27 protein-coding genes are annotated in these 25,546 nt (G+C 68.1%); 22 read left to right on the top strand and 5 right to left on the bottom strand.

All coding sequences use genetic code 11. From position 1 onward, the window contains the following. The first annotated feature begins 2 nt into the window (after positions 1-2). Together bsaP and ABQF13_RS19335 are read left to right on the top strand one after the other, a co-directional pair. Positions 3-194 carry a biotin synthase auxiliary protein BsaP gene (bsaP, locus tag ABQF13_RS19330; RefSeq protein WP_448394395.1) on the top strand — a complete coding sequence of 64 codons (192 nt, stop codon included), beginning with the start codon at positions 3-5 and terminating at the stop codon, positions 192-194. Positions 195-254: 60 nt separating this feature from the next. Continuing rightward, positions 255-887, top strand: a complete 633-nt coding sequence (locus ABQF13_RS19335) for a DUF2567 domain-containing protein (RefSeq protein WP_448394396.1) — start codon at positions 255-257, stop codon at positions 885-887. On the opposite strand, the gene ABQF13_RS19340 is transcribed toward ABQF13_RS19335, so the two are convergent. Together ABQF13_RS19340 and ABQF13_RS19345 are read right to left on the bottom strand one after the other, a co-directional pair. After that, positions 853-2,193, bottom strand: coding sequence for a lipase family protein (locus ABQF13_RS19340; RefSeq protein WP_448394397.1), 1,341 nt, complete (start codon positions 2,191-2,193; stop codon positions 853-855). The genes ABQF13_RS19335 and ABQF13_RS19340 overlap by 35 nt on opposite strands. Positions 2,194-2,236: 43 nt before the next feature. Further along, the gene (locus tag ABQF13_RS19345) at positions 2,237-2,941 is read right to left on the bottom strand and encodes an NUDIX hydrolase (RefSeq protein WP_448394398.1); all 705 of its coding nucleotides are present in this window, start codon (positions 2,939-2,941) and stop codon (positions 2,237-2,239) included. Between the two features lie 66 nt (positions 2,942-3,007). Between ABQF13_RS19345 and nadA the strand changes: the two genes are divergently transcribed. The 3 genes from nadA to nadC are packed head-to-tail and all read left to right on the top strand — an operon-like array spanning position 3,008 to position 6,476. Continuing rightward, the gene (gene nadA / locus ABQF13_RS19350; RefSeq protein WP_448394498.1) at positions 3,008-4,033 is read left to right on the top strand and encodes a quinolinate synthase NadA; all 1,026 of its coding nucleotides are present in this window, start codon (positions 3,008-3,010) and stop codon (positions 4,031-4,033) included. Beyond that, positions 4,030-5,610, top strand: a complete 1,581-nt coding sequence (locus ABQF13_RS19355; protein ID WP_448394399.1) for an L-aspartate oxidase — start codon at positions 4,030-4,032, stop codon at positions 5,608-5,610. Before nadA ends, ABQF13_RS19355 begins: the two co-directional genes overlap by 4 nt. Then, positions 5,610-6,476: a carboxylating nicotinate-nucleotide diphosphorylase gene (nadC, locus tag ABQF13_RS19360; protein ID WP_448394400.1), complete on the top strand. Its 867-nt coding sequence runs from the start codon at positions 5,610-5,612 to the stop codon at positions 6,474-6,476. Before ABQF13_RS19355 ends, nadC begins: the two co-directional genes overlap by 1 nt. On the opposite strand, the gene ABQF13_RS19365 is transcribed toward nadC, so the two are convergent. Next, the gene (locus ABQF13_RS19365) at positions 6,473-6,883 is read right to left on the bottom strand and encodes a nitroreductase family deazaflavin-dependent oxidoreductase (RefSeq protein WP_448394401.1); all 411 of its coding nucleotides are present in this window, start codon (positions 6,881-6,883) and stop codon (positions 6,473-6,475) included. The genes nadC and ABQF13_RS19365 overlap by 4 nt on opposite strands. Before the next feature lie 82 nt (positions 6,884-6,965). Next, positions 6,966-8,114, bottom strand: a complete 1,149-nt coding sequence (locus ABQF13_RS19370; RefSeq protein WP_448394402.1) for a PGRS repeat-containing protein — start codon at positions 8,112-8,114, stop codon at positions 6,966-6,968. Between the two features lie 841 nt (positions 8,115-8,955). Here ABQF13_RS19370 and ABQF13_RS19375 point away from each other — a divergent pair. From ABQF13_RS19375 to ABQF13_RS19420, 10 genes are all read left to right on the top strand, one after another. Next, positions 8,956-9,453: a hypothetical protein gene (locus tag ABQF13_RS19375; RefSeq protein WP_448394403.1), complete on the top strand. Its 498-nt coding sequence runs from the start codon at positions 8,956-8,958 to the stop codon at positions 9,451-9,453. A gap of 138 nt (positions 9,454-9,591) precedes the next feature. Next, positions 9,592-10,914, top strand: a complete 1,323-nt coding sequence (gene hisD, locus ABQF13_RS19380; protein ID WP_448394499.1) for a histidinol dehydrogenase — start codon at positions 9,592-9,594, stop codon at positions 10,912-10,914. Next, positions 10,911-12,017, top strand: coding sequence for a histidinol-phosphate transaminase (locus ABQF13_RS19385; protein WP_448394404.1), 1,107 nt, complete (start codon positions 10,911-10,913; stop codon positions 12,015-12,017). Before hisD ends, ABQF13_RS19385 begins: the two co-directional genes overlap by 4 nt. Then, a complete protein-coding gene (gene hisB / locus ABQF13_RS19390; protein WP_448394405.1) occupies positions 12,014-12,640 on the top strand; it encodes an imidazoleglycerol-phosphate dehydratase HisB in 627 nt (208 codons plus the stop codon). Before ABQF13_RS19385 ends, hisB begins: the two co-directional genes overlap by 4 nt. Continuing rightward, positions 12,637-13,278, top strand: coding sequence for an imidazole glycerol phosphate synthase subunit HisH (gene hisH / locus ABQF13_RS19395; RefSeq protein ID WP_448394406.1), 642 nt, complete (start codon positions 12,637-12,639; stop codon positions 13,276-13,278). The genes hisB and hisH overlap by 4 nt, the downstream gene beginning before the upstream one ends. 5 nt (positions 13,279-13,283) lie before the next feature. After that, on the top strand, positions 13,284-14,036 hold the full coding sequence (priA, locus tag ABQF13_RS19400; RefSeq protein WP_448394407.1) for a bifunctional 1-(5-phosphoribosyl)-5-((5-phosphoribosylamino)methylideneamino)imidazole-4-carboxamide isomerase/phosphoribosylanthranilate isomerase PriA: 753 nt from the start codon (positions 13,284-13,286) through the stop codon (positions 14,034-14,036). After that, entirely contained in the window at positions 14,037-14,852 is an 816-nt protein-coding gene (locus tag ABQF13_RS19405; RefSeq protein WP_448394408.1) for an inositol monophosphatase family protein, read from the top strand. It begins immediately after the preceding gene. Beyond that, positions 14,852-15,634, top strand: a complete 783-nt coding sequence (gene hisF / locus ABQF13_RS19410) for an imidazole glycerol phosphate synthase subunit HisF (protein WP_448394409.1) — start codon at positions 14,852-14,854, stop codon at positions 15,632-15,634. Before ABQF13_RS19405 ends, hisF begins: the two co-directional genes overlap by 1 nt. Before the next feature lie 28 nt (positions 15,635-15,662). Next, positions 15,663-16,010: a phosphoribosyl-AMP cyclohydrolase gene (hisI, locus tag ABQF13_RS19415; RefSeq protein WP_448394410.1), complete on the top strand. Its 348-nt coding sequence runs from the start codon at positions 15,663-15,665 to the stop codon at positions 16,008-16,010. Then, a complete protein-coding gene (locus tag ABQF13_RS19420) occupies positions 16,007-16,918 on the top strand; it encodes an alpha/beta fold hydrolase (protein WP_448394411.1) in 912 nt (303 codons plus the stop codon). Before hisI ends, ABQF13_RS19420 begins: the two co-directional genes overlap by 4 nt. Before the next feature lie 5 nt (positions 16,919-16,923). Here ABQF13_RS19420 and ABQF13_RS19425 read toward each other — a convergent pair whose 3' ends face one another. After that, positions 16,924-17,388 (bottom strand): peroxiredoxin, encoded by a 465-nt coding sequence (locus tag ABQF13_RS19425; RefSeq protein ID WP_448394412.1) that lies wholly within the window; start codon positions 17,386-17,388, stop codon positions 16,924-16,926. A gap of 98 nt (positions 17,389-17,486) precedes the next feature. Between ABQF13_RS19425 and ABQF13_RS19430 the strand changes: the two genes are divergently transcribed. The 7 genes from ABQF13_RS19430 (at position 17,487) to lgt (ending at position 25,471) form a co-directional block, all read left to right on the top strand. Next, complete coding sequence (locus ABQF13_RS19430; RefSeq protein WP_448394413.1) at positions 17,487-18,215, top strand: phytanoyl-CoA dioxygenase family protein; 729 nt, start codon at positions 17,487-17,489, stop codon at positions 18,213-18,215. A gap of 3 nt (positions 18,216-18,218) precedes the next feature. Continuing rightward, positions 18,219-19,745: an anthranilate synthase component I gene (locus ABQF13_RS19435; protein ID WP_448394414.1), complete on the top strand. Its 1,527-nt coding sequence runs from the start codon at positions 18,219-18,221 to the stop codon at positions 19,743-19,745. Beyond that, positions 19,742-20,335, top strand: coding sequence for a TIGR02234 family membrane protein (locus ABQF13_RS19440; RefSeq protein WP_448394415.1), 594 nt, complete (start codon positions 19,742-19,744; stop codon positions 20,333-20,335). Before ABQF13_RS19435 ends, ABQF13_RS19440 begins: the two co-directional genes overlap by 4 nt. A gap of 71 nt (positions 20,336-20,406) precedes the next feature. Beyond that, entirely contained in the window at positions 20,407-21,225 is an 819-nt protein-coding gene (trpC, locus tag ABQF13_RS19445) for an indole-3-glycerol phosphate synthase TrpC (protein ID WP_448394416.1), read from the top strand. A gap of 3 nt (positions 21,226-21,228) precedes the next feature. Further along, positions 21,229-22,488, top strand: coding sequence for a tryptophan synthase subunit beta (gene trpB, locus ABQF13_RS19450; protein WP_448394417.1), 1,260 nt, complete (start codon positions 21,229-21,231; stop codon positions 22,486-22,488). Continuing rightward, a complete protein-coding gene (gene trpA, locus ABQF13_RS19455; protein ID WP_448394418.1) occupies positions 22,485-23,273 on the top strand; it encodes a tryptophan synthase subunit alpha in 789 nt (262 codons plus the stop codon). The genes trpB and trpA overlap by 4 nt, the downstream gene beginning before the upstream one ends. Continuing rightward, complete coding sequence (lgt, locus tag ABQF13_RS19460) at positions 23,270-25,471, top strand: prolipoprotein diacylglyceryl transferase (protein WP_448394419.1); 2,202 nt, start codon at positions 23,270-23,272, stop codon at positions 25,469-25,471. The genes trpA and lgt overlap by 4 nt, the downstream gene beginning before the upstream one ends. The last annotated feature ends 75 nt before the right edge of the window (positions 25,472-25,546 follow it).

The following is a 25,546-nucleotide window of genomic DNA, read 5'->3' on the forward strand; positions in this document are numbered from 1 at the left end:
GGATGGCGTTCAACGTCTACACCGGCGAACCCGACGGCACCATGGTGCCGACCGCGGCCCAGCTTGGGCTGGAACCGCCCCGGTACTGCGCCGAGTGCGGTCGCCGGATGATCGTTCAGGTGCGCCCCGACGGCTGGTCGGCCAAATGTTCCCGGCACGGCGTCACCGATTCCAAGGACGTGGAGCTGCGATGAGCGCTTGCGCGAAGAGCCGAGGATTGCGATGAGCGCTTGCGCGAAGAGCCGAGGATTGCGATGAATGATGTTGGTGCACCCCGTATTTCACGTCGTCGCGCGGCGGTGATCATCGTCGCCGGGCTGACGTTGGCCGGTGTGGCGGTCGGGGCGCTGTGGGCCTGGCTGGCGCCGGCGATCCACGGCGTCATCGCGCTCACCAAAGACGGGGACCGCATCCGCGCCTACCTCGGCAACGAAGGCGACCACTTCTTCACGGCGGCGTTTCTGCTCCTCGGCATGACCAGCGTCGTCGCGGTGGTGGCCGCAGTGCTGGTCTGGCAGTGGCGCGCGCACCGCGGCCCGATGTTGGCAGCGGCGCTTTCGATCGGTTGCGCGGCCGCCGCTACCGTCGCCGCGGTGGTGGGTGCCGTGCTGGTGCGCATGCGCTACGGGATCATCGACGTCGCGGCGGCACCAGTCTCACCCGAGAACCGCGTCCACTATGTCGTCGAGGCGCCGCCGGTGTTCTTCGGGCATACGCCGCTGCTGATCGCCGTGACGCTGATGTTTCCCGTGGCCACCGCGGCGTTGGTGTACTCACTGATCGCCGTCGCGACCCCGCGCGACGACCTGGGGGCGTGGCCGCCGATCGACGAAGCGCCGGTCGGGTCTGCCCTCACAGCGGGCGGCGCTCCACCGTCCGCCCCGTGATCACCTTGGCGGCGATCTTCACCAACCGCGCCATGCCCACGTAGGTGATCGGGTTCAGCAGCGTCGGCCACTTGGTCCGCACCAGATGCTCGTTGACCGGCCTGCCGTCGAAGCGATCGATCAGCCAGCGCAACGCCATCGGCGCCGACATCGGGTGCAGCAGCATGTGCTCGCTGAACATGTCGCGGTGGTAGGTCACCGAGGCCCCACCAGAGATGTACATCTCGGTCAGCTCATCGATGTCGTCGACGGCCACGATCCGGTCATGCACCGCCTGCACCACCAACACCGGGGGTGTGGGCACCGCCGTGCCGAGCTTGATGCTGTCGAAGACGTTCTTGACCTCGGGCATGTCGAGGATCGCCTCGAGCGGCATATCGACCAGCTTGTCCATGTCCATACCGATCAACCGCAACACCGCGTGTGCAGTGGTCATGTTCTGCACCCGCAGCAGCATCGCCTTGCCCGCGTCGGTGGCGTGCTCCTGGATGACCCGGTCGAGGTCGGGATAGACGTGCGAGAGCGCCGCGACCACCATCGCGGGCAGCCCCGAGTACAGGCTTCCGTTGAGCCTGCGGAAGGCGTGGCCGAGATCGGCGACCGGCGAGCCCAACACGGCGCCGACGATGTTGAGCTCGGGGGCGTACTGGGCGTGCATCTCGGCCGCCCACGCCGACGCCAGACCGCCGCCCGAGTAACCCCACAGCCCGATCGGCGCGGTCGGGGCCAGGCCCAGCCGTTCGCAGCTCACCGCGGCCCGCAGGCCGTCGAGGATGCGGTAGCCCGGCTCGAACGGGGTGCCCCAGATGCCGCGCGAGCCCTCGTGGTCGGGCACCGAAACCGCCCAGCCCTCGGCCAGCGCGGCGGCGATCAGGAAGAACTCGACCTGCGCGAGCGCACCCGGCGCCACGGCCCCGCGGCGCAACGCATACGACGGAAAGCAGCGCGACGTCACCGCGTCGATCGCGCACTGGTACGACAACACCGGAACCACCGGCCGGTCCGTGCGCTCAGCAGGCACGATCACCGTGGTGACGGTCGCCTCCGGGTTTCCGTTCATGTCGGAGGTGCGGTAAAGCACCTGGGTGGCGGTGAACTTCTGCGGGATCAGGCCGAAGAAGGCCAACTCGACGTCGCGGCTGCGCAGCACGGTGCCCGGCGTCGCATGCTGAAAACCAGCCGGTGGTTCATAGAACGGGTCGTCGACAGGCAGTTTCGGGCGGCTACCACCGCGGACCAGGTCCTCGTGCGGTACGCGGCCGATCCACTCGGCACCGGTTGCCGGTGCGGCGCTGCCCAGGTCCATTCGGTCCTTTCTACCTTAAGAAAGCTTTAAGAAGCTAGCCGGGTCAGCCTGGTGGCCGAAGCGCGGCGAACTCGTCGGTTACCCGGTAGCGCGCGTCGGCGAACCTGTACAGCGCCGCGGGCCGCCCGCCGCTGCGACCGGACCGCGCCGTAGTGCCGGTGCGGGTGATGACCTTGCGTCGCTCCAGCACACGTTGCAGGTTCGTCGCGTCGACCTGGTGTCCGAGCGCCGCGTGGTAGATGTCTCGCAACGTGGACAACGCGAATTCCGTTGGCGCCAGGGCGAAGCCGATGTTGGTGTAGGACAGCTTGGCGACCAGTCGGGCGCGGGCGTGCTCGACCATGGGCCCGTGGTCGAACGCCATCTGCGGCAGCGCGCTCACCGGGTGCCAGCGGGTGTCGGGTGGCAGCTCGGGCGTCGCGGGGGAGGGCACCAGGCCGAGGAACGTCGACGCAATGGTGCGCACGCCGGGCACCCGATGGGGATCGGAGAACACCGCCAGCTGCTCGAGGTGAGCAAGTTCACGAAGATCGACTTTTTCGGCCAGTTGCCGGCGAACGGAGCTGGTCAGATCCTCGTCCACGCCCAGCCGGCCACCCGGTAACGACCACTTGCCGCGTTCGGGTGCCAGCGCCCGCTGCCATAACAGCACGTGAAGTCCCGGTTTCTCGGATTCGTCCTGCGGGTGCACACCCCGAACCTGGAACACGACGGCGAGCACTTCATGTGCGGTGTTACCATATTGCATGTTTTCGATTGTAAGTCGAAAACCCCGATACGGGATGGAGGAGACACCGTGACGGTTCTCGACCGTATGCCCGCCAACGATCTGGCCAGCCGGATCACCGACGGCGCGACCGGCTACTCCGGCGTCGACGGCGACGAGCAATGGGCCGCCGAGGTGCGTCGGTTGGCCGATCTGCGGGGCGCGACGCTGTTGGCGCACAACTACCAGCTGCCGGCGATTCAGGAGGTGGCCGACCACGTCGGCGACTCCCTGGCGCTGTCGCGCATCGCCGCCGACGCGCCCGAAGACACCATCGTGTTCTGCGGCGTGCACTTCATGGCCGAGACGGCCAAGATCCTGTCTCCGGACAAGACCGTGCTGATCCCGGACCAGCGCGCCGGCTGTTCTCTGGCCGACTCCATCAGCGCCGACGAGCTACGCGCCTGGAAAGCCGAACACCCTGGGGCCGTGGTCGTTTCCTACGTCAACACCACGGCTGCGGTGAAAGCCGAGACCGACATCTGCTGCACGTCGTCCAACGCGGTCGACGTGATCGAGTCGATTCCGGCCGACCGAGACGTGTTGTTCTGCCCCGACCAGTTTCTGGGCGCCCACGTGCGACGGGTCAGCGGCCGCGAGAACATCCACGTGTGGGCGGGTGAGTGCCACGTGCACGCCGGCATCAACGGTGATGAGCTCGCCGACCAGGCGCGCAGCCATCCGGACGCCGAACTGTTCGTCCATCCCGAATGCGGTTGCGCCACCTCCGCGTTGTACCTGGCCGGTGAGGGCGCATTTCCGCAGGACCGGGTGAAGATCCTGTCCACCGGCGGCATGCTGGAAGCCGCCCGTGAGACCGGCGCGCGGCAGGTGCTGGTGGCCACCGAGGTCGGCATGCTGCACCAGTTGCGGCGGGCCGCACCGCAAGTCGACTTCCAAGCGGTCAACGACCGGGCGTCGTGCAAGTTCATGAAGATGATCACGCCTGCCGCCCTGTTGCGTTGCCTGCTGGAGGGCAAGGACGAGGTCGACGTCGACCCGGAGACGGCGCGGCTGGCGCGGGCCAGCGTGCAGCGGATGATCGAGATCGGCCGGCCCGGCGGCGGCGAATGACGCGTCCCGCGGCCTGCGGCGGGTCGGGCCCCTGGGCGGGCCACTGGCAGCAGCGCGCTGACGTCGTTGTGATCGGCACCGGGGTCGCCGGGCTGGTCGCGGGTCTGGCCGCGCACCGGCTCGGCCGCAAAGTGGTGGTGCTGAGCAAGACTGGCCAGTTGTGGGGGACCACCGCAACCTATTTCGCGCAGGGCGGTATCGCCGTGGTGTTACCGGACGCGCTGCGCGAGGACGGGGATTCGGTCGAGGCGCACGTCGCCGACACACTGGCCGCCGGTGCGGGCCTGTGCGACCCCGAGGCGGTGCGCTCGATCGTGGCGGACGGCTATCGGGCCGTCAGCGACCTGGTCGGCGACGGTGCCCGATTCGACGAAGCTGTGCCGGGGCGGTGGTCGTTGACCCGGGAAGGGGGCCATTCACGCAGGCGGATCATCCACGCGGGGGGAGACGCGACCGGCGCGGAGGTGCAGCGGGCACTCAACGGCGCGGCCGCGGTCCTGGACATCCGACACAACCATGTGGCCGTCGAACTGCTCTGCGATGACGATGCGGTCACCGGGGTGCTGGTGCTCAGCGACGACGGTCCCGGCGTCCTGCACACACCATCGGTGATCCTGGCGACCGGCGGACTGGGCCATCTGTACTCGGCGACCACCAACCCTGCCGGGTCGACCAGTGACGGTGTGGCGCTGGCGATGTGGGCGGGGCTGCCAATCGGCGACCTGGAGTTTGTGCAGTTCCATCCGACCATGCTGTTCGACCGAAACGCCGGCGGTCGACGTCCGCTGATCACCGAGGCGGTCCGCGGCGAAGGCGCTGTTCTGATTGACTCCCAAGGGATTTCGGTCACCGAGGGCGTGCACCCGATGGGGGATCTGGCTCCGCGCGACGTGGTCGCCGGTGCCATCCACGCCCGGCTGGAGGCCACCGGCGACGAGTGTGTGTATCTGGACGCTCGGCGGATCGCCAACTTCACCACCCGGTTTCCGACCGTCACCGCCGCCTGCCGGGCCGCCGGTATCGACCCCACCGTTGAGCCCATTCCGGTGGTTCCCGGCGCGCACTACAGCTGCGGCGGCGTCCTCACGGACGTGCACGGCCGCACCGACATCGCGGGCCTGTTCGCCGCGGGTGAGGTGGCCTGTACCGGCATGCACGGCGCGAACCGGCTGGCGTCCAACAGCCTGCTCGAGGGACTGGTGGTCGGCGGTCGCGCCGGAAACGCCGCTGCCGCACATGCTCTGACGGCCGGACCGGTGACGGCACAGCCGCCTGAGCCGGTGACACGGTGCGCACTGCGGCGCGTGGACCTGCAAGCAGCGATGTCACGCCACGCGTCGGTGATGCGCGACGCAGACGGCCTCGGCGTGCTGGCAGCGCAGCTGGAGGACGCGCCGCAGCGCGCCATCCGCTCGCGCACCGATTTCGAGGATGTCGCGCTGAGCACGACTGCGGGTGCCCTGGCCTCGGCGGCCCTGGCCCGCACCGAATCCCGCGGCTGCCACCATCGGCGTGACCATCCGGCCACCGATCCCGCGCTGACGCGCAGCCTGGTTGCCGCGGCGGCGTACTGCTGATGGAACTGACCGCCGACGAGTTGACCGAGGCGCGCCGGGTGATCGCCCGCGCGCTCGAGGAGGACCTGCGCTACGGCGCCGACGTCACCACACTAGCCACGGTTCCCGCCGATGCGACGACGACCGCGTCGATGGTCGTCCGCGAGGCGGGGGTGATCGCCGGTGTGGATGTCGCGCTGCTGGCGTTCGACGAGGTGCTCGGCGCGGACGGATACCAGGTGTCGCACCGGGCGGCCGATGGGACACGGGTGGAACCCGGCGCCGCCGTGCTGACCGTCGAGGCGCCGACTCGGGGCCTGCTGACGGCCGAACGGACGACGCTGAACCTGGTATGCCATTTGTCGGGTATCGCGACGGCCACCGCGGCGTGGGTGGATGCGGTGTCCGGGACGAAGGCCAAGATCCGCGACACCCGCAAGACGCTGCCGGGTCTTCGTGCCCTGCAGAAGTACGCGGTGCGCGTCGGCGGCGGCGTCAACCACCGCATGGGTCTGGGCGACGCAGCGTTGATCAAGGACAACCACGTGGCGGCCGCCGGTTCAGTGGTCGCCGCGCTGCGGGCCGTACGCGCGGCCGCACCGGGGCTGCCGTGTGAAGTCGAGGTTGATTCGCTCGAACAACTCGATGAAATCCTGGCCGAGGATCTCGGCGATGAAGCGCTGGTGCTTCTCGACAACTTCCCGGTGTGGCAGACGCAGATTGCCGTGCAGCGCCGCGACTCCCGTTCGCCGGCAACCAAACTCGAGTCCTCCGGCGGATTGTCGCTGGCAACCGCCGCCGAGTATGCGGGCACCGGAGTCGACTATCTGGCCGTGGGCGCGCTCACGCACTCGGTGTCGGTTCTCGACATCGGCCTGGACATCTAGGCGATATCGGCGACGAGCACACCCATTTTCTTGGCCTGCAGGCGGGCCGGAAACGGCAGGCCTTCCGCGTCGCCGCCGGCCGGCACGATCCGCGGATTGACGATGCGGATCGTACGCGAGCCGAAGACCACCTCGGCCTCGTCGGCAGCGAGCACGTTCTTCACCCAGTCCGTCTTGCCGTGGCCCAGCACGATGGCAACGGTGTTGTCCTTGCGGAACGGGGTGATGACGGTCTCATAGGTCTTCCCGGACTTGCGGCCGCGGTGGCGGATCTTGGCAAGGCCGGGCAGAAACCGCGCCATCCGTTTGACAACCGGGTTCATGTACTTGATCTGCAGGCGCTCGAACGCCGGCGGATAAACCATCGGAACGCCCGGAGCGTGGTTGGGGTGATCCTTGGCGGACATGAACGTTGAGATTACGTGACGATGCCCGCCCCACAAGGGGACGGGCATCGCCATTTTGGTGCGGTGTCAGCCGATGGGACAACTACTCATCGGAGTCGCTGCTATCCGTGCTGTCCGCGCTATCGGCGCTGTCGCTGCCATCGTTGCCGTCCGGGCCATCGCTGCCATCGTTGCCGAAGATGCCACCGGAACCGCCGTTGCCGCCGTTGCCGCCGGTCGAATCGCCACCGCTGGCATTTCCGCCGCTGGCACCGTTGCCACCGTCGGAGAAGAAGCCGCCGTTGCCGCCGTCACCACCGTTACCGCCGTTGGTGTTGCCGCCCGCGGACGTGGCGTTGCCGGCGTTGCCGCCGTTACCGCCATCGCCGACGAACCCGCCGCTGCCGCCGTCACCACCGTTGCCGCCGGCGGATGTGCCGGTGGTTGAGGTGGAGTGACCGGCGTTGCCGCCGCTGCCGCCGCCGCCGAAGAAGTCGGCGTTGCCCGCGTCGCCGGCGTCGCCGCCGGTAGCCGCGCCGGTGCCGACAGCGTTGGCGTTGCCGCCATCACCGCCGTCACCACCACCGATGGTGCCGTTGGCGCCGTCGGCGCCGGTGCCGCCAGTGGCCGTGCCGGTGCCGAGTGTCTGGGCGTCGCCGCCGTCGCCACCGGAGCCGCCGGTCCCGACGAATCCGCCCTGGCCGGCCGCGCCGCCGTTGCCACCGGTCGCATCGCCGACGAGAACGCCGAGATCGTCGCCGCCGTCGCCGCCGTTGCCGCCGTTACCGAAGAAGCCGCCGTTGCCACCGGCGCCGCCGTTCTGAGCGGGACCGATCCCGAGGAGTCCATTGGCACCGTTGCCACCGTTGCCGCCATTGCCGCCGAAGAGGCCGGCGTTGCCGCCATTGCCGGCGGGGATGAGAAGACCGTCGATCTCGGTCGGGCTGTAGCCGTCGCCACCGCTGCCGAACAGGAAACCGCCGTTGAAGCCGTCGGGGTGCAGCGCGTTGCCATCGGCGCCGTTGCCGATCATGCCGAAGGTGAACACCAACGTCAGCGGGTTGTCGAGGATGGGATTGAACAAGTTCACCGCATCGCCCGGGTTGAACGCGAGAGCCTGCGGCGCACCGCCGTCGCCGACCAAGCTGCCCCCCGCGAAATCACAGAACAGTGGGCAATCAAGCGGTGCGGCCTGGGCCGTACCGACCGAGCCGAAACCGACGAATGCCGCGGCCATGGCCCCGCCAGCCATTGCGCCGCCAACCGCGCGCCGGACGTTGGTACCTCGTGCAGCTGCGCGGTGTTTACCGACAGAAGTTGCAGTGGACATGTTTCTCCCCTTCATGAAATGGATCACGCACCCGACCCCCGCCGATTACCATTCGCGCAACCGTGGACCGATTTTCTTCAGCCCCCAACGTCTGGTCTTCACACAGCTAATCGATGAATGCCGGTTGGGAACATATTGACAGTTCTGAAGAGCAAAGGCCAGCAACTTGGCCAAATCAGATTCAGAATTTTTCGCAAACCGTTCTGACGTGCTGACACAGCCGTTGATTTCCTAGTGGTCGCTTGCTGCGCGCGACGTTGTCGAGTCTGGCGCATGAGCCTGTGGCGACTATCCGTCCCGACCTCGGTGTTACTAAAAACGCAGGTAGACACGTAGAGTCTGGACGGTCCTGCAAAGGTCTGCAACGCCAAGGGGCCCGTAGGGGTGCCCAGTCGGCCGGCGGCTGGTCCCGTCGGAGTGTTCGCTGGCGCACCCTTTCGTCGCCGGCAAGTTACGCGTCCGGTAACTAGAACCATCTAAATGTTCGTTATTTGGCTAACGGTCAAGATCAGCTACTTTCAAGCGAAACTATCTCTTCTAGCAATGCTAGCTAACTGATCTTGATAGCCAGGAAATTGGCAAATTATTCCTGCACGAGTTTGCTGAAATTGCGTCGGGCTTCGCATTTCCCGGTCAGAGAGCAACAACAGACGCCACCGGGTTCTTGCCGTATTCGTCATTTGCTGCACGCGTGACGCAGTTTCTGCGTACTCGCCGACCCAACTTCGCAGTCGAGCCGGGCGCGGTCGCTACGATCGGCCGCATGTCTGAAGCATCGGGGTCGTCAAGAAGTTTCATCGTTTCCGTCGCGGCGTTGGTCGTCGCGCTTGTTGCAGGGGGTCTCGCCGTCTGGGCGTTGATGAAGGAACCGGAGCAGCCGCCGCAGTCCACGTCGCTGTTCGCCGGCACGCCCACCGACGACCCCAAGGCCAGCATCTGCCAGACCTTCGCCGTCGTGCGCAACGGCGTACAGATCAACACCAACCTTGAACCCCCCGGCGGACCGGAAGACGTCACCGGCTCACTGGCGGTCGCGGCCAACGCCCGCCTCGCGCTCTACGACGGCGGCCAGTACTTGCTGGCCCGGCTGCAGCCCGACACCCCACAGGAGCTTGCGGACGCCGTGCGGACGTTCGCCAACCATCTGATGGACATCGGTTCGCGCTCCACCGCAGGCATCCCCAACACCGATCCCGAACAGACCGCGCGGTTGCAGGAGGCTGATGCCGCCAGCAACAAGCTCATCGAACTGTGCCAGTAAGCGCCTGCTCTAGCTGACCGCAGAGCCTTGCCGTTGCCGCGGCGATATCGATTTGGCCTGTTCTGGGACAATGGCAGGGTGAGCGCATCGTCCCCGGATACCTCCCCGGATGCCAAGGCCACCGCGATGGCCACCGCGATGGCGCGCATCGACCTGCGCGGCGCCGAACTTTCGGCTGCCCGGTTACGCTCGGCCCTGCCCAGGGGCGGTGTCGATGTCGACGCCGTGGTGCCCAAGGTCCGTCCGATCGTCGATGCGATAGCCGCACGCGGCGCTGAAGCGGCCCTGCAATACGGCGAATCGTTCGACGATGTGCGTCCCGACCGGGTACGGGTGCCGCACGAGCGTCTGCAGGCGGCGCTGGCCGAACTCGACCCCGAGGTACGCACCGCGCTCGAGGTGGCCATCGACCGTGCTCGCGCCGTGCACGCCGACCAGCGTCGCAGCGATACGACGACGACGCTGGCCCCCGGCGCGGCGGTCACCGAGCGCTGGGTGCCCGTCGAACGAGTCGGGCTGTATGTGCCGGGCGGCAACGCTGTTTACCCCTCCAGCGTGGTGATGAACGTCGTGCCGGCGCAGACGGCCGGGGTGGCTTCCCTGGTGATCGCCAGCCCGCCGCAGTCGGAGCCCGGACCCTTCCGTGGCCTGCCGCACCCCACGATCCTGGCCGCCGCCGCGCTGCTCGGGGTCGACGAGGTGTGGGCGGTCGGCGGTGCACAGGCCGTCGCGCTGCTGGCCTACGGCGGAGCGGACACCGACGGTGCCGAGTTGGCCCCCGTCGACATGATCACCGGGCCCGGAAACATCTACGTCACCGCCGCCAAGCGCATCTGCCGGTCCCAGGTCGGCATCGACGCCGAGGCGGGTCCGACCGAGATCGCGATCCTCGCCGACCACACCGCCGATCCCGCGCATGTCGCCGCGGACTTGATCAGCCAGGCCGAGCACGATGAGATGGCCGCCAGCGTGCTGGTCACCCCCGACGTGGCGCTGGCCGACGCCACCGAGCGTGCGCTTGCCACCCAGCTCGAGACCACAGTGCACCGCGCCCGGGTGACAGCCGCGCTCGGCGGCAGGCAGTCGGCGATCGTGCTCGTCGACGACCTCGACGCGGCCATCCGCACGGTCAACGCGTACGCCGCCGAGCACCTGGAGATCCAGACCGCCGACGCGCGCGCCGTCGCACAGCGAATCCGTTCGGCCGGCGCGATTTTCGTCGGGCCCTACGCACCGGTCAGCCTCGGCGACTATTGCGCGGGGTCGAACCACGTGCTGCCCACGGCAGGCTGCGCACGGCACTCCAGTGGCCTTTCGGTGCAGACTTTTCTGCGCGGCATCCACGTCGTCGACTACGACGAGACTGCGCTCAAGGACGTCTCCGGATACGTCATCACGCTGGCCGAGGCCGAAAACCTGCCCGCGCACGGCGAAGCGGTGCGGCGGAGGTTCGAAACGTGACGCTAGCCAAGAACGTCACGCTCGACGACTTGCCGCTGCGCGACGATCTGCGCGGCAAGTCGCCCTACGGGGCACCGCAGTTGGACGTTCCGGTCCGGCTCAACACGAACGAAAACCCGCATCCGCCGACCAAGGCGCTCGTCGACGACGTGACGGTTTCGGTCCACGCGGTCGCCGGCGAATTGAACCGGTATCCGGACCGCGACGCGGTCGCGCTGCGCGCCGACCTGGCCGCGTACCTCACCGTGCAGACCGGTACCGCGCTGAGCATGGAAAACCTCTGGGCCGCCAACGGGTCCAACGAGATCCTGCAGCAGCTGCTGCAGGCCTTCGGCGGCCCGGGCCGCAGCGCGATCGGTTTCGTGCCGTCCTACTCGATGCACCCGATCATCGCCGACGGCACCCAGACGACGTGGCTGGTGGCCAACCGGGCCGCCGACTTCAGCCTCGACGCCGACGCCGCCGTCGCGGCCATCAGGACGCACCGACCGGACATCGTATTCATCGCGAGCCCGAACAATCCGTCGGGACAGAGCATTACGCTCGACCAGCTGCGTCTGCTGCTGGAGGCCACACCGGCAGGGGTCGTCATCGTCGACGAGGCTTACGGCGAGTTCTCCTCGCAGCCCAGCGCGGTCAACCTCATCGACGACTATCCGACCAAGCTCGTCGTCACCCGCACCATGAGCAAGGCCTTCGCTTTCGCCGGCGGGCGACTCGGATATTTGGCGGCCGCGCCTGCGGTGATCGAGGCGCTGCTGCTGGTCCGGTTGCCGTATCACCTCTCGTCGATCACCCAGGCCGCCGCGCGTGCCGCGCTGCGCCACGCCGACGACACCCTCGGCAGCGTCGCCGAGCTGATCGCCGAACGTAACCGCGTGACAGCGGCGTTGGGCAGCATGGGGTTTCGCGTCATCCCCAGCGACGCCAACTTCGTGCTGTTCGGCGAGTTCGCCGACGCGCCCGCGACCTGGCAGCGCTATCTGGACGCCGGGGTGTTGATCCGCGACGTCGGCATCCCCGGATACCTGCGCTCGACCATCGGTCTGGCCGAAGAGAACGACGCGCTGCTGACCGCCAGCGCCCGAATAGGAGCATCGTGACCGAACCCGTGCGCGCGCCACGCCGCGCGAAAATCGAACGCAAGACCAAGGAATCCGACATCACCGTCGAGCTCGACCTCGACGGCTCCGGCCGCGTCGACGTGAAAACCGGCGTGCCGTTCTACGACCACATGCTCACCTCGCTGGGCAGCCATGCCAGCTTCGACCTGACCGTGCGCGCCGACGGCGACGTCGAGATCGAAGGCCACCACACCATCGAGGACACCGCGATCGTGCTGGGCCAGGCGCTGGGTCAGGCGCTGGGCGACAAGAAGGGCATTCGCCGCTTCGGCGACGCCTGGATCCCGATGGACGAAACCCTGGCCCACGCCGCCGTCGACGTCTCCGGTCGGCCCTACTGCGTGCACACCGGTGAGCCCGAGCACATGCTGCACACCACGATCGCCGGCTCAGAAGTGCCGTACCACACCGTGATCAACCGGCACGTGTTCGAGACCTTGGCTTCCAACGCCCGCATCGCGCTGCACGTGCGCACCATCTACGGCCGAGATCCGCACCACATCACCGAGGCGCAGTTCAAGGCCGTCGCCCGCGCGTTGCGTCAGGCAACCGAATACGACCCGCGGGTCAGCGGGGTGCCGTCCACCAAAGGGCTGCTATGAGCACCAAAGCACATTCGCGGCACCGCCGCGTCGTCATCCTCGACTACGGTTCGGGCAACCTGCGCTCCGCGCAACGGGCACTCGAGCGCGTCGGTGCCGACGTCACGGTGACCTCAGACACCCAGGCCGCCGAGAACGCCGACGGTCTCGTCGTTCCGGGTGTCGGCGCATTCGGAACCTGCATGACGGGGCTGCGCCGAATCGGCGGTGAGAAGGTCATCGCCGGTCGGGTGGCGGCGGGCCGCCCGGTGCTCGGGGTGTGCGTCGGCATGCAGATCCTGTTCAGCCGCGGCGTCGAGTTCGGCAACGAAAGCGAGGGCTGCTGCCAATGGCCAGGCGCGGTCGTGCGGCTCGACGCCCCGGTCATACCGCACATGGGCTGGAACGTCGTCGACGCGGCGCAGGGCACCCGGCTGTTTGACGGGCTGGACGCCGAAACCCGCTTCTACTTCGTGCACTCCTACGCCGCGCAGCAATGGGAAGGTCGGCCCGACGCGCAGTTGACGTGGGCCACCCACCACGTCCCGTTCCTGGCCGCGGTCGAGGACGGAGCGTTGTCGGCGACACAGTTTCACCCCGAGAAGAGCGGGGACGCCGGTGCCGCGTTGCTGACCAACTGGGTCAGGGGGCTAGGTTGACCGATGTGTCGAAGCGACTGATCCTCCTTCCCGCCGTAGACGTCGTCGAGGGCCGCGCGGTGCGCCTGGTACAGGGCCAGGCCGGCAGCGAAACCGAATACGGTTCGGCGCTCGACGCGGCGATGACGTGGCAACGCGACGGCGCGGAGTGGATCCACCTGGTCGATCTCGACGCGGCGTTCGGCCGCGGCAGCAACCGGGAACTGCTCGCCGAAGTGGTCGGCAAGCTCGACGTCGCGGTGGAGCTGTCCGGCGGCATCCGCGACGACGAATCGTTGGCCGCCGCGCTGGCCACCGGGTGCGCCCGCGTCAACCTCGGGACCGCCGCGCTGGAGGACCCGACGTGGTGCGCCGGCGTCGTTGCAGAACACGGCGACCGCGTCGCGGTCGGGTTGGACGTGAAGATCGACCCCTCCTCGCCTGGCGGCGCGCACCGGTTGCGCGGGCGCGGCTGGGAAACCGACGGCGGGGAGCTTTGGGAAGTGCTGGAACGCCTTGACCGCGAAGGATGTTCACGCTTCGTGGTCACCGACGTCACCAAAGACGGCACGCTCAAAGGCCCTAACCTCGAGTTGCTCGGGCAGGTCACCGAACGCACCGAGGCCCCGGTGATCGCGTCCGGCGGCGTCTCGAGCCTCGACGACCTTCGGGCCATCGCGACCCTGACCGACCGTGGCGTGGAAGGCGCGATCGTCGGCAAGGCGCTATATGCCGGGCGGTTCACGCTGCCGGAGGCGCTGGCCGCGGTGAGGTCGTAGATGGCGCTTGACACAACCGAACTCGACAGGCTCGTGACTGAGGCCACTGCGATCCTCGACGATGCGGCCAAGCCGTTCATCGAAGGCCACCGCGCGGAATCCGCTGTGCAGAAGAAGGGCAACGACTTCGCCACCGAGGTGGATTTGGCCATCGAACGGCAGGTGGTCGAGGCGCTGAGAGCCAACACCGGCATCGACGTGCACGGCGAGGAATTCGGTGGCGCCGACCTGGATTCGTCGCTGGTGTGGGTGCTTGACCCGATCGACGGCACATTCAACTACGCGGCCGGATCTCCGCTCGCCGCGATCCTGCTGGGCCTGCTGCAGGATGGTAAGCCGGTGGCCGGTCTGACGTGGCTGCCGTTCACCGGTGAACGGCTCACCGGCGTCCAGGGTGGACCGCTGCGCTACAACGGCGTCGAGCAGAACCGGCTGCAACCCAGCGAACTCGACGACTCCATCGTCGGGGTTAGCACCTTCAACGTCGACTCACGCGGCAGGGTTCCCGGACGGTACCGCCTCGCGATCATCGAAAGCCTGAGCCGGAAATGCTCGAGGCTGCGGATGCACGGCGCGACGGGTATCGACCTCGCCTACACCGCCGCGGGCATCCTCGGCGGCGCAGTCAGTTTCAGTGGCCACGTGTGGGACCACGCCGCCGGGATCGCACTGGTGGAGGCCGCCGGCGGCATCGCCACCGACCTGGCCGGAAACGAATGGACAGCGCAGTCACCGTCGGTGCTGGTCGGAGCGCCCCGCGTGCACGGGCGGCTGCTCGAACTAGTCCAATCGGTCGGTGAAGCCAAGGATTACTGATGAACCCCAAAGACCTTGCGGTGCGGATCATCCCGTGTCTCGATGTTGACGACGGCCGGGTGGTCAAGGGTGTCAACTTCGAAAACCTGCGCGACGCAGGCGATCCGGTCGAGCTGGCCGCCGTCTACGATGCCGAAGGCGCCGACGAGCTGACGTTCCTCGATGTCACGGCGTCGTCGTCGGGCCGGGCCACCATGCTGGAGGTCGTCAAGCAGACGGCCGAGCAGGTGTTCATTCCGCTGACCGTCGGCGGCGGGGTGCGGTCGGTGGCCGACGTGGACGCGCTGCTGCGGGCCGGCGCTGACAAGGTCTCGGTCAACACCGCCGCGATCGCCAACCCCGAACTGCTGGCCGAGTTGTCGCGTCAATTCGGGTCGCAGTGCATCGTGCTGTCCGTCGATGCCCGCACGGTTCCGCAGGGCGAGCAGCCGACATCGTCGGGTTGGGAGGTCACCACACACGGCGGCCGACGCGGCACCGGCATCGATGCCGTTGAATGGGCCTCTCGCGGGGCCGAACTCGGCGTCGGTGAGATCCTGCTGAACTCAATGGACTGCGACGGCACCAAGGCGGGTTTCGATCTGCCGATGATCAAGGCCGTCCGCGGGGCGGTCACCGTGCCGGTGATCGCCAGCGGTGGTGCCGGGGCGGTGGAGCATTTCGCACCCGCGGTGGCCGCCGGCGCCGATGCCGTGTTGGCGGCCAGCGTGTTTCACTTCCGCGAACTGACTATCGCCGAGGTGAAGGCGGCGATGGCGGCCGAAGGGATCGTGGTGCGATGAGCGCTTGCGCGAAGGGCCGAGGGTACAGGTGAGCAGCCTGGATCCGCAGATCGCGGCGCGGCTAAAACGCGACGCCAACGGCCTGTTCGTCGCTGTGGCGCAGGAACGCAGCACCGGTCAGGTTCTCATGGTGGCGTGGATGAACGACGACGCGCTGGCCCGCACGCTGGAAACCCGTGAAGCGACGTACTATTCGCGCTCACGCGGCGAACAGTGGATCAAGGGTGCGACGTCGGGCCACACCCAGTACGTGCACTCGGTGCGGCTGGACTGCGACGGAGACACTGTGCTGCTGCAGGTCGATCAGGTCGGCGCGGCCTGCCACACCGGCGCTCACACCTGCTTTGACGCCGACGAGCTGCTCGGGCCCGCATGACCGAAGCAGAGCCCGCGACCGCCGTCGCAATAAAGGGATCGGGTATCGAACCGCCGGTCGACCCGGGGGTGCGTCGGGCGTTCTGGTGGCTGGAGCGCATCGCGCCCGTCATCGGGTCGCGATGGGCGGTCGAACTGTGGTGCACCCCGCCGGTGATGGATTTTGACCTCCGCCTGCCGCCAGGTGTCGCCCCCGGCGAGCCGCTGGAAGCGCACTGGGACGGCCATCGAATCGTGGGCGAATCGTGGGGCGAGGGGCCACCGGTCTATCTCGTGCATGGCTGGGGCGGGCGACGCCCGCATTTGGGCATGTTCATCAAACCGCTCGTCGAATCCGGCCACCGGGTGATCGCGTTCGACCTGCCCAGCCACAACGAGTCCGGAGCGGGGGCGCTCAAGCCCGGGCGCACCACGCTCATCGAGTGCGCAGAAGCGGTACGGGCCATGATCGGAGAACACGGCCCGGCGCGAGCGGTGATCGCTCATTCCCTCGGCGCCAACGCGACCACGTTCGCGGTCGCGGATGGCGCGCAAGTCGAGCGTCTGGTGTATCTGGCGCCGATGGGCGAATTCCCGCTCTACCTTGATCTTTTCGCTGTACGCCACGGCTTTGGTCCGCGCATCCGCGCGGGCCTGCATCGGCGTCTGGAACGTCGCATCGACATGGCGCTACACGAAACCAACATGACCGTCGTCGGCGCCCGCACCGGCTATCCGCCGCTGTTGCTCATCCATGATCCGGACGACCCGGACACGCCCTACGAGACGAGCGAACGGGTCGTCGCGTCCTGGCCGGGCGCACAGCTGATGACCACCAAGGGTCTGGGCAGATTGGCGCATTACCGGCTGCTGCGGCATCGCCCCGCGATCCGCGCGGCGGTCGACTTCATCGGCCCTGCTTCACCGTGAGCGGGTCATGCTGACTGGCGCTGCCTGAGCACTTCGAGGGCTTTGTCGGCGTGGCTGTCCATACTGACCTCGGAGGCGATCACGGCGAGCACAGTGCGGTCGCTGTCGATGACGAAGGTGGTGCGCTTGACCGGCATGAACTTTCCGAGCAGGCCGCGCTTTACGCCGAACTGCTCGGCTACGGTGCCGTCGGCGTCCGAAAGCAGCGGATAGTCGAATCCCTCTTTGTCGGCGAACTTGGCCTGCTTGTCGACGGGATCCGTACTGATCCCGACCCGGCTAGCGCCGACCGCGGCGAATTCGGCCGCCAGGTCGCGGAAGTGGCACGCCTCCTTGGTGCAGCCCGGGGTCATCGCGGCGGGATAGAAGAACAGCACGATGGGCCCGTCGGCCAGTAGCTCGGTGAGGCTGCGGACGGTGCCCGTCTGGTCCGGCAGTTGGAAGTCGGCAACTTTGTCACCCTTTTTCATGCACGTCACGCTACGCCCTATCGCCAGGCCGACGATTTGGTTGGTTTCGGGCGACCAGATCGACCATTGCGTCGGTTTCGAGGAGAGAATATTCGGCGATGCCCGAGACCATCGATATCCACGCGTTCATATCCGACGGCTACCTCAAGCTCGAGCAGGCGGCGCCGCGCGAGACCGGCGATGCGGCGCGAGACCTGCTGTGGCGTCAACTCGGGCTGTCCCCGCAGGACCCAAACGGATGGTCGGAACCGGTGCGGTGGGCCGTCGACCCGGCCGGCGCGGGCCCGTTCGGCGAGCTGCTGAAAAGCCCGACGCTGGCCGCCGCGCTGGATCGCATCTGCGGTGTCGGCGGGTGGCAGCCGCGCGGCACATTGGGCAACATCCCGGTGCGCTTTCCGGTCGCCCCCGCCGCCGACGACCGCGGCTGGCATATCGACGCGAACACACCGCTACCGGACGGGGCGTGGGCGGTCACCGGGCGTCCGCATACGATGCTGCTGCTCACCCTGCTCTCCGACGTCGGACCACACGACGCGCCGACGCGCATCCGGGTCGGGTCACACCGCGACGTGGCCAAAGCCCTCGGGCCCGAACCGGTCGACTTCACCGAGATGGGCGCGCTGGTGGACCGCGTCAGCACCGGACGCGACGTGGCGTACGCGACCGGGGCGCCCGGCGATATGTACCTGCTGCACCCGTTCACCGCACATGCCGCCGACGAGCACCGCGGCACCACCCCACGGTTCATGGCCCAGTCACCCGTCGTGCTCACCAGCCCCCTGACACCGGCGTCGTCCTCGGCCCTGGGCTGCGTCTGGGAGGATTGACAGGTGCCAACCACCGCCAGCCTGTCCGTGACCACGTCGCGCGAAGATTTCCGGGCGCTGGCCGGCGAGCACCGGGTGGTGCCGGTGACACGCAAGGTGCTCGCCGACAGCGAGACGCCGCTGTCGGCCTACCGCAAGCTCGCCGCCAACCGGCCGGGAACGTTTCTGCTCGAGTCGGCCGAGAACGGCCGGTCCTGGTCGCGCTGGTCGTTCATCGGCGCGGGCGCCCCGTCGGCGCTGACGGTGCGCGACGGGGAAGCGGTATGGCTGGGCACCACACCGCAGGACGCGCCCAGCGGCGGCGACCCGCTGGCGGCGCTGGCCGCGACACTGACACTGCTCGAAACCGAACCCCTGCCGGGTCTACCGCCGCTGTCGAGCGGTCTGGTCGGCTTTTTCGCCTACGACATGGTGCGCCGCCTCGAGAAGCTGCCGTCGCTGGCGGTCGACGACCTCGGCCTGCCCGACATGCTGCTGCTGCTGGCCACCGACATCGCCGCCGTCGACCACCACGAGGGCACCATCACGCTGATCGCCAACGCGGTGAACTGGAACGGCACCGACGAACGCGTCGACTGGGCCTACGACGACGCGGTCAAGCGCCTCGACGTGATGACCGCGGCGCTCTCCGAGCATCTGCCGTCGACGGTGGCCACGTTCAGCCGGCCCCAGCCGCGGCACCGCTCGCAGCGCACACTCGAGGAGTACACCGCGATCGTCGACAAGCTCGTCGGCGACATCGAAGCCGGTGAGGCGTTCCAGGTGGTGCCGTCGCAGCGGTTCGAGATGGACACCGACGCCGACCCGCTCGACGTGTACCGGATGCTGCGGGTGACCAACCCGAGCCCGTACATGTACCTGGTCAACGTGCCCAACGCCGATGGCGGGCTGGATTTTTCGGTGGTGGGCTCGAGTCCGGAGGCGTTGGTGACGGTCAAGGACGGCCGCGCCACCACGCACCCGATCGCAGGCACGCGGTGGCGCGGGGCGAGCGAGGAGGAGGACCTGCTGCTCGAAAAGGAGTTGCTGGCCGACGACAAGGAACGCGCCGAACACCTGATGCTCGTCGACCTCGGCCGCAACGATCTGGGCCGGGTCTGCACGCCCGGGACCGTGCGGGTCGAGGACTACAGCCACATCGAGCGTTACAGCCACGTCATGCATCTGGTGTCGACGGTTACCGGGCTGCTCACCGACGGCAAGACCGCGTTGGACGCGGTGACGGCGTGCTTTCCGGCAGGCACGCTGTCGGGGGCGCCGAAAGTGCGTGCGATGGAGCTCATCGAAGAGGTTGAAAAGACCCGCCGCGGCCTCTACGGCGGCGTGCTGGGCTACCTGGATTTCGCGGGCAACGCCGACTTCGCGATCGCGATCCGCACCGCGCTGATGCGCAACGGCACCGCCTACGTGCAGGCCGGCGGGGGAGTCGTGGCGGACTCGAACGGGCCCTACGAGTACACCGAGGCGGCCAACAAGGCCCGCGCGGTGCTCAACGCCATCGCCGCCGCCGAAACCCTGGCCGAGCCGTGATCCGGATCGCCCAGGTCGCCCTCGTGCTCGCCGCGGCCGCGCTGTGGGGTGCGTCGCGCATGACGTGGGTCGAGGTGACATCGTTCGACGGTCTGGGACAGCCCAAGACCGTCGCGCTGTCCGGCGCCCAGTGGTCGACGGCGGTGGTGCCGCTGGCCGTGCTTTTGGTGGCCGCTGCTGTCGCGGTGTTGGCGGTGCGGGGCTGGCCGCTGCGGTTGCTGGCGCTGCTGGTCGCGGCCAGCAGCGGTGGAATGGCTTATCTGGCGATCACCCTGTGGACGACGGCCGACGTCGCGGTACGCGCGTCGCACATCGCCGAGGCGCCCGTCGCACACCTGATCGGCAGCCAGCGCCACTACGGGGGCGCGGTGCTTACGTTGGTCGCCGCGGTGGTCACGCTCGTCGCCGCGGTGCTGCTCCTGCGGTCGGCGACCACGAAACGCTCCGGTGTGTCCCGCTACACGCGCCGGGCCGCGGCGCCGTCCGAGGAGCCCGGTGACGAAATGTCCGAACGCAGGATCTGGGACGCCCTCGATCAGGGCGCCGATCCGACGCGCGACCCGGCCGATCCAGAGACCAAGGGCCGGTGATCGACGGTGGCGTGCGGCCGGTACCCTTCGATGCAGACCATTGGGCGCGACGGCGGAAGGGATTCGGACCCATGAGTTCGGCAACCGTACTCGACTCGATCATCGAGGGAGTCCGCGCCGACGTCGCCGCCCGTGAGGCCGTCATACCGTTGGCCGAGATCAAGGCACGCGCCAAGGACGCCCCGCCGCCGCTTGATGTGATGGCTGCGTTGCGTGCGCCCGGCATCGGCGTGATCGCCGAAGTCAAACGTGCCAGCCCCTCGCGCGGCGAGTTGGCGCCGATCGGTGATCCGGCCGAGTTGGCCCGCGCCTACGAGGACGGCGGCGCACGCATCGTCAGCGTGCTGACCGAACAGCGCCGGTTCAACGGATCCCTTGAGGATTTGGACTCTGTGCGCGCCACGGTGTCAATTCCGGTGTTGCGCAAGGATTTCATCGTCCGGCCGTATCAGATCCACGAGGCACGCGCACACGGCGCGGACATGCTGCTGTTGATTGTCGCGGCGCTGGAGCAGCCGGTGCTGGATTCGCTGCTGGAACGCACCGAATCGCTGGGCATGACTGCGCTCGTCGAGGTGCACACCGAGGAGGAAGCCGACCGGGCGCTGTCGGCCGGTGCCACCGTGATCGGCGTCAACGCACGGGATCTCAAGACGCTCAACGTCGACCGTGATTGCTTCGCGCGGATCGCGCCGGGGTTGCCGACCGACGTCATCCGCATCGCGGAATCCGGGGTGCGCGGCCCCGCCGACCTGCTGGCCTACGCCGGCGCGGGCGCTGACGCGGTGCTCGTCGGCGAGGGGTTGGTCACCAGCGGCGACCCCCGCGGCGCCGTTGCCGATTTGGTCACTGCCGGCGCGCATCCGTCGTGCCCTAAACCCTCACGCTGACACGTGGCCGACCTCACCGGGCCGGAACTGCCGCGTTCGAGCGCCGGCGTCGCCGAACCCAGCGGCCATGACCCCGACACCCGCGGCCACTTCGGCGCCTACGGCGGACGGTTCGTTGCCGAGGCGCTGATGGCGGTCATCGAGGAAGTCACCGCCGCCTACGAGAAGGCCCGCGGCGATCAGACGTTTCTCGACGAATTGGACCGGCTGCAACACCATTACAGTGGACGGCCGTCACCGCTGTACGAAGCTGAGCGGCTCTCCGAGCACGCCGGCGACGCACGGATCTTCCTGAAGCGAGAAGACCTCAACCACACCGGATCCCACAAGATCAACAACGTTTTGGGCCAGGCCCTGCTCGCGCGGCAGATGGGCAAGACGCGGGTGATCGCCGAGACCGGGGCGGGCCAGCACGGGGTGGCTACCGCGACGGCGTGCGCGCTGCTGGGCTTGGAGTGCGTCATCTACATGGGCGCCGTCGACACCGCGCGCCAGGCGTTGAACGTGGCGCGGATGCGGCTGCTCGGCGCGGAGGTGGTGTCGGTCGAGGCGGGTTCCAAGACCCTCAAGGACGCCATCAACGAAGCGTTCCGCGACTGGGTCACCAACGCCGACAGCACCTACTACTGCTTCGGCACGGCCGCGGGGCCGCACCCGTTCCCGATGATGGTGCGTGACCTTCAGCGGGTGATCGGCCTGGAGGCCCGCGCGCAGATCCAGGCCCAGGCGGGCAGATTGCCCGACGCGGTGACGGCGTGTGTGGGTGGCGGCTCCAACGCGATCGGCATCTTCCACGCGTTCATCGATGATCCGACGGTGCGGCTGGTCGGCTACGAAGCCGCCGGTGACGGCGTTGAAACCGGCCGCCACGCCGCGACTTTCACCGGCGGTTCACCGGGGGCCTTCCAGGGTTCGTTTTCGTATCTGCTGCAGGACCAGGACGGCCAGACCATCGAATCGCATTCGATTTCAGCCGGTTTGGACTATCCGGGCGTCGGCCCCGAACACGCCTACCTGAAGGACATCGGCCGTGCGGAGTACCAACCGATCACCGACGCCGAGGCGATGGACGCGTTCGGGCTGCTGTGTCGCACCGAGGGCATCATCCCGGCCATCGAATCGGCGCATGCGGTGGCAGGCGCTTTGAAGTTGGGCCGCGAAATCGGCCGCGGCGGCGTCATCTTGGTTAACTTGTCCGGCCGTGGCGACAAGGATGTCGAGACCGCCGCGAAGTGGTTCGGGCTGCTGGACGGTGCATCGTGAGTCGACTGGGGCCACTGTTCGAAGCGTGCCGTGCCGAGCAGCGCGCGGCGTTGATGGGCTATCTGCCGACCGGGTTCCCCGATGTGCCGACGTCGATCTCGGCGATGACGACGTTGGTGAAGTCGGGCTGCGACATTGTCGAGGTCGGGATCGCGTATTCGGATCCCGGGATGGATGGCCCGACGGTCGCGGCGGCCGCAGATGCGGCGCTGCGCGGCGGGGTGAGGGTGCGTGATGCGCTCACCGCGGTCGAGGCGATCAGCGACGCCGGCGGCCGAGCCGTGGTGATGTCGTACTGGAATGTGGTGCTGCGCTGGGGCGTCGATGCGTTCGCGCGTGATCTGGCATCGGCCGGTGGGCTGGGCATCATCACCCCGGATCTGATCCCCGACGAGGCAGACGAGTGGTTCGCAGCGTCAGATGCCCACGATCTGGACCGAATCTTCCTGGTGGCGCCGTCGTCGACGCCGGAGCGGCTGGCGACGACGGTGGAGGCGTCACGCGGGTTCGTCTACGCCGCTTCGACGATGGGGGTGACGGGCGCACGCGACGCGGTGTCGGCGGCGGCCCCCGAACTGGTGCGTCGCGTGAAGGACGTGTCCGACATCCCGGTCGGGGTGGGGCTGGGTGTGCGCTCGCGGGAGCACGCCGCGGAGATCGCGGCCTACGCTGACGGGGTGATCGTGGGCTCAGCGCTGGTCTCCGCGCTGGAAAACAGCGTGGAAGTGCTCGGAAAGCTGAGCGAGGAACTGGCCGACGGTGTCCGGCAGAGGGTCACCGCGTGACGACGACCGTCCTGGCCTACATTCCCAGCCCGTCGCAGGGCGTCTGGCAGCTCGGCCCGGTGCCGCTGCGGGCCTACGCGCTGTTCATCATCGTCGGCATCGTGGCGGCGCTGATGATCGGGGACCGGCGTTGGGCGGCCAGGGGCGGCGAACGCGGCGTCATCTACGACATTGCGCTCTGGGCCGTGCCGTTCGGTCTCATTGGCGGTCGGCTCTATCACGTCATCACTGACTGGTGGCGCTATTTCGGCGAGGGCGGTGCGGGCCTCGCCGGGGTGATCCGGATCTGGGACGGTGGCCTGGGCATCTGGGGCGCGGTGGCGTTCGGCGGGGTGGGGGCGTGGATCGCATGCCGTCGCCGCGGTATTCCGCTACCGGCGTTCGGCGATGCGATCGCGCCGGGAATCATTCTGGCCCAAGGCATCGGCAGGCTCGGCAACTACTTCAACCAGGAGTTGTACGGCCGCGAGACGACGGTGCCGTGGGGTTTGGAGATCTACGAGCGCAGGAGCTCCAACGGTCTCATCGACAACCTCAACGGCGTGTCGACCGGTGAGGTGCTGCAGGTCGTACACCCCACGTTCCTGTACGAACTACTGTGGAACCTCCTGGTTTTCGCGTTCTTGATCTACGTGGACCGTCGGTTCACGCTCGGGCACGGCCGGTTGTTCGCGATGTATGTCGCGGGTTATTGCCTCGGCCGGTTCTGGATCGAGCTGTTGCGGGTCGATGATGCGACGCTCATCGACGGCGTGCGAATCAATTCGTTCACGTCGACGTTCGTGTTCATCGGTGCGGTGGTCTACATCATGGTTGCGCCGAAGGGCCGCGAAGATCCGGCCATGCTGAAGGGCAAGGCGGTGTCCGCCGAGGACGTGACCGAAGAGCTTGCGGCGGTGGGCGCGACGGCGGGTGTGGTGGCTGCGGCGAAGGTCGCTGTCGACGACGAGCCCACGTCCGAGGCCGCGAGCGAAGCGGAGAAGCTCACCGCCGATGTCCTTAGCGCACCGTCGGAAGATATCGCCTCGGCGGAGGAGTTTGCCGCGGAAGGTGAGCCCGAGGCGGCGGAGGAGCCGGACACCGAGTCCGAGGCCGCTGCGGAAGCCGAAGAGCTCGCCGAGGATGTCGAGGAAGCGCCGGCAGAGGACATCATCGAGGCGCAGGACTTCGCGGAGGCCAAGGAAGACGCGGAGACTGAGGCTGCCGTCGACGATGTCGATGAAGGCGAAGAGCTCGCTGCCGAACTCGACGAAGCCGCCGATGCGATGGCCGAAGAGGTGGCTGTCACGGAGGCAGCCGGCGCGGATACGGTCGAGCCTGAGGCCGGCGTCGGTGCGGTCGAGGGGCTGAAGGAGGCCGAGCCCGAAACGGACGGGGACTCGGGGGCATCCGATTCTGACGCTACGGGCGAGACTGCAGTCAGGGCTGTCGAAGCCGACGAGGCTGAAGAAGTCAACGAAGCCGCGGAGCCTGATGCTGGTGTGGGTGCGGCCGAGGGTGAGGCGGCCGTCGAGGGGCTCGAGGAGGCCGAAGACGTCGCCGCCGAAGTCCATGAAGGCGCCGACGAAGCCGACGAGGAGGCCGAGCCCGAAACGGACGGGGACTCGGGGGTATCCGATCCTGACGCTACGGGCGAGACTGCAGTCAGGGCTGTCGAAGCCGACGAGGCTGAAGAAGTCAACGAAGCCGCGGAGCCTGATGCTGGTGTGGGTGCGGCCGAGGGTGGGGCGGCCGTCGAGGCCGAGGACGTCGCCGACGAAGTCCATGAAGGCGCCGACGAAGCCGACGAGGAGGCCGAGCCCGAAACGGACGGGGACTCGGGGGCATCCGATCCTGACGCTACGGGCGAGACTGCAGTCACGGCTGTCGAAGCCGACGAGGCTGAAGAAGTCAACGAAGCCGCGGAGCCTGATGCTGGTGTGGGTGCGGCCGAGGGTGAGGCGGCCGTCGAGACCGAAGACGTCGCCGACGAAGTCCATGAAGGCGCCGACGAAGCCGACGAGGAGGCGGAGGTCGAGGACGCCCAGCCCGAGGCAGGCGTCGGTGATGTAGAGGACGACGACACCGACGAGACGGCCGAGGCCAACACTGAGCAGGACAGAGCCGACACCGAACAGTCGAAGACCGTTTCTGTTGAATCAGCCGCCGAGTCGGGAGGACGCTTACGCCGCTGGATGCGAAGGCGGCGGAGGACCTAACGGGCTCGGTTATCCACAACTGCGAATTCATCCACAGGCCTAAGGTAACGCCTTCGCAGCGAGGCGCCCGGCAGC

The sequence above is a fragment of the Mycolicibacterium sp. XJ879 genome (assembly GCF_053483935.1).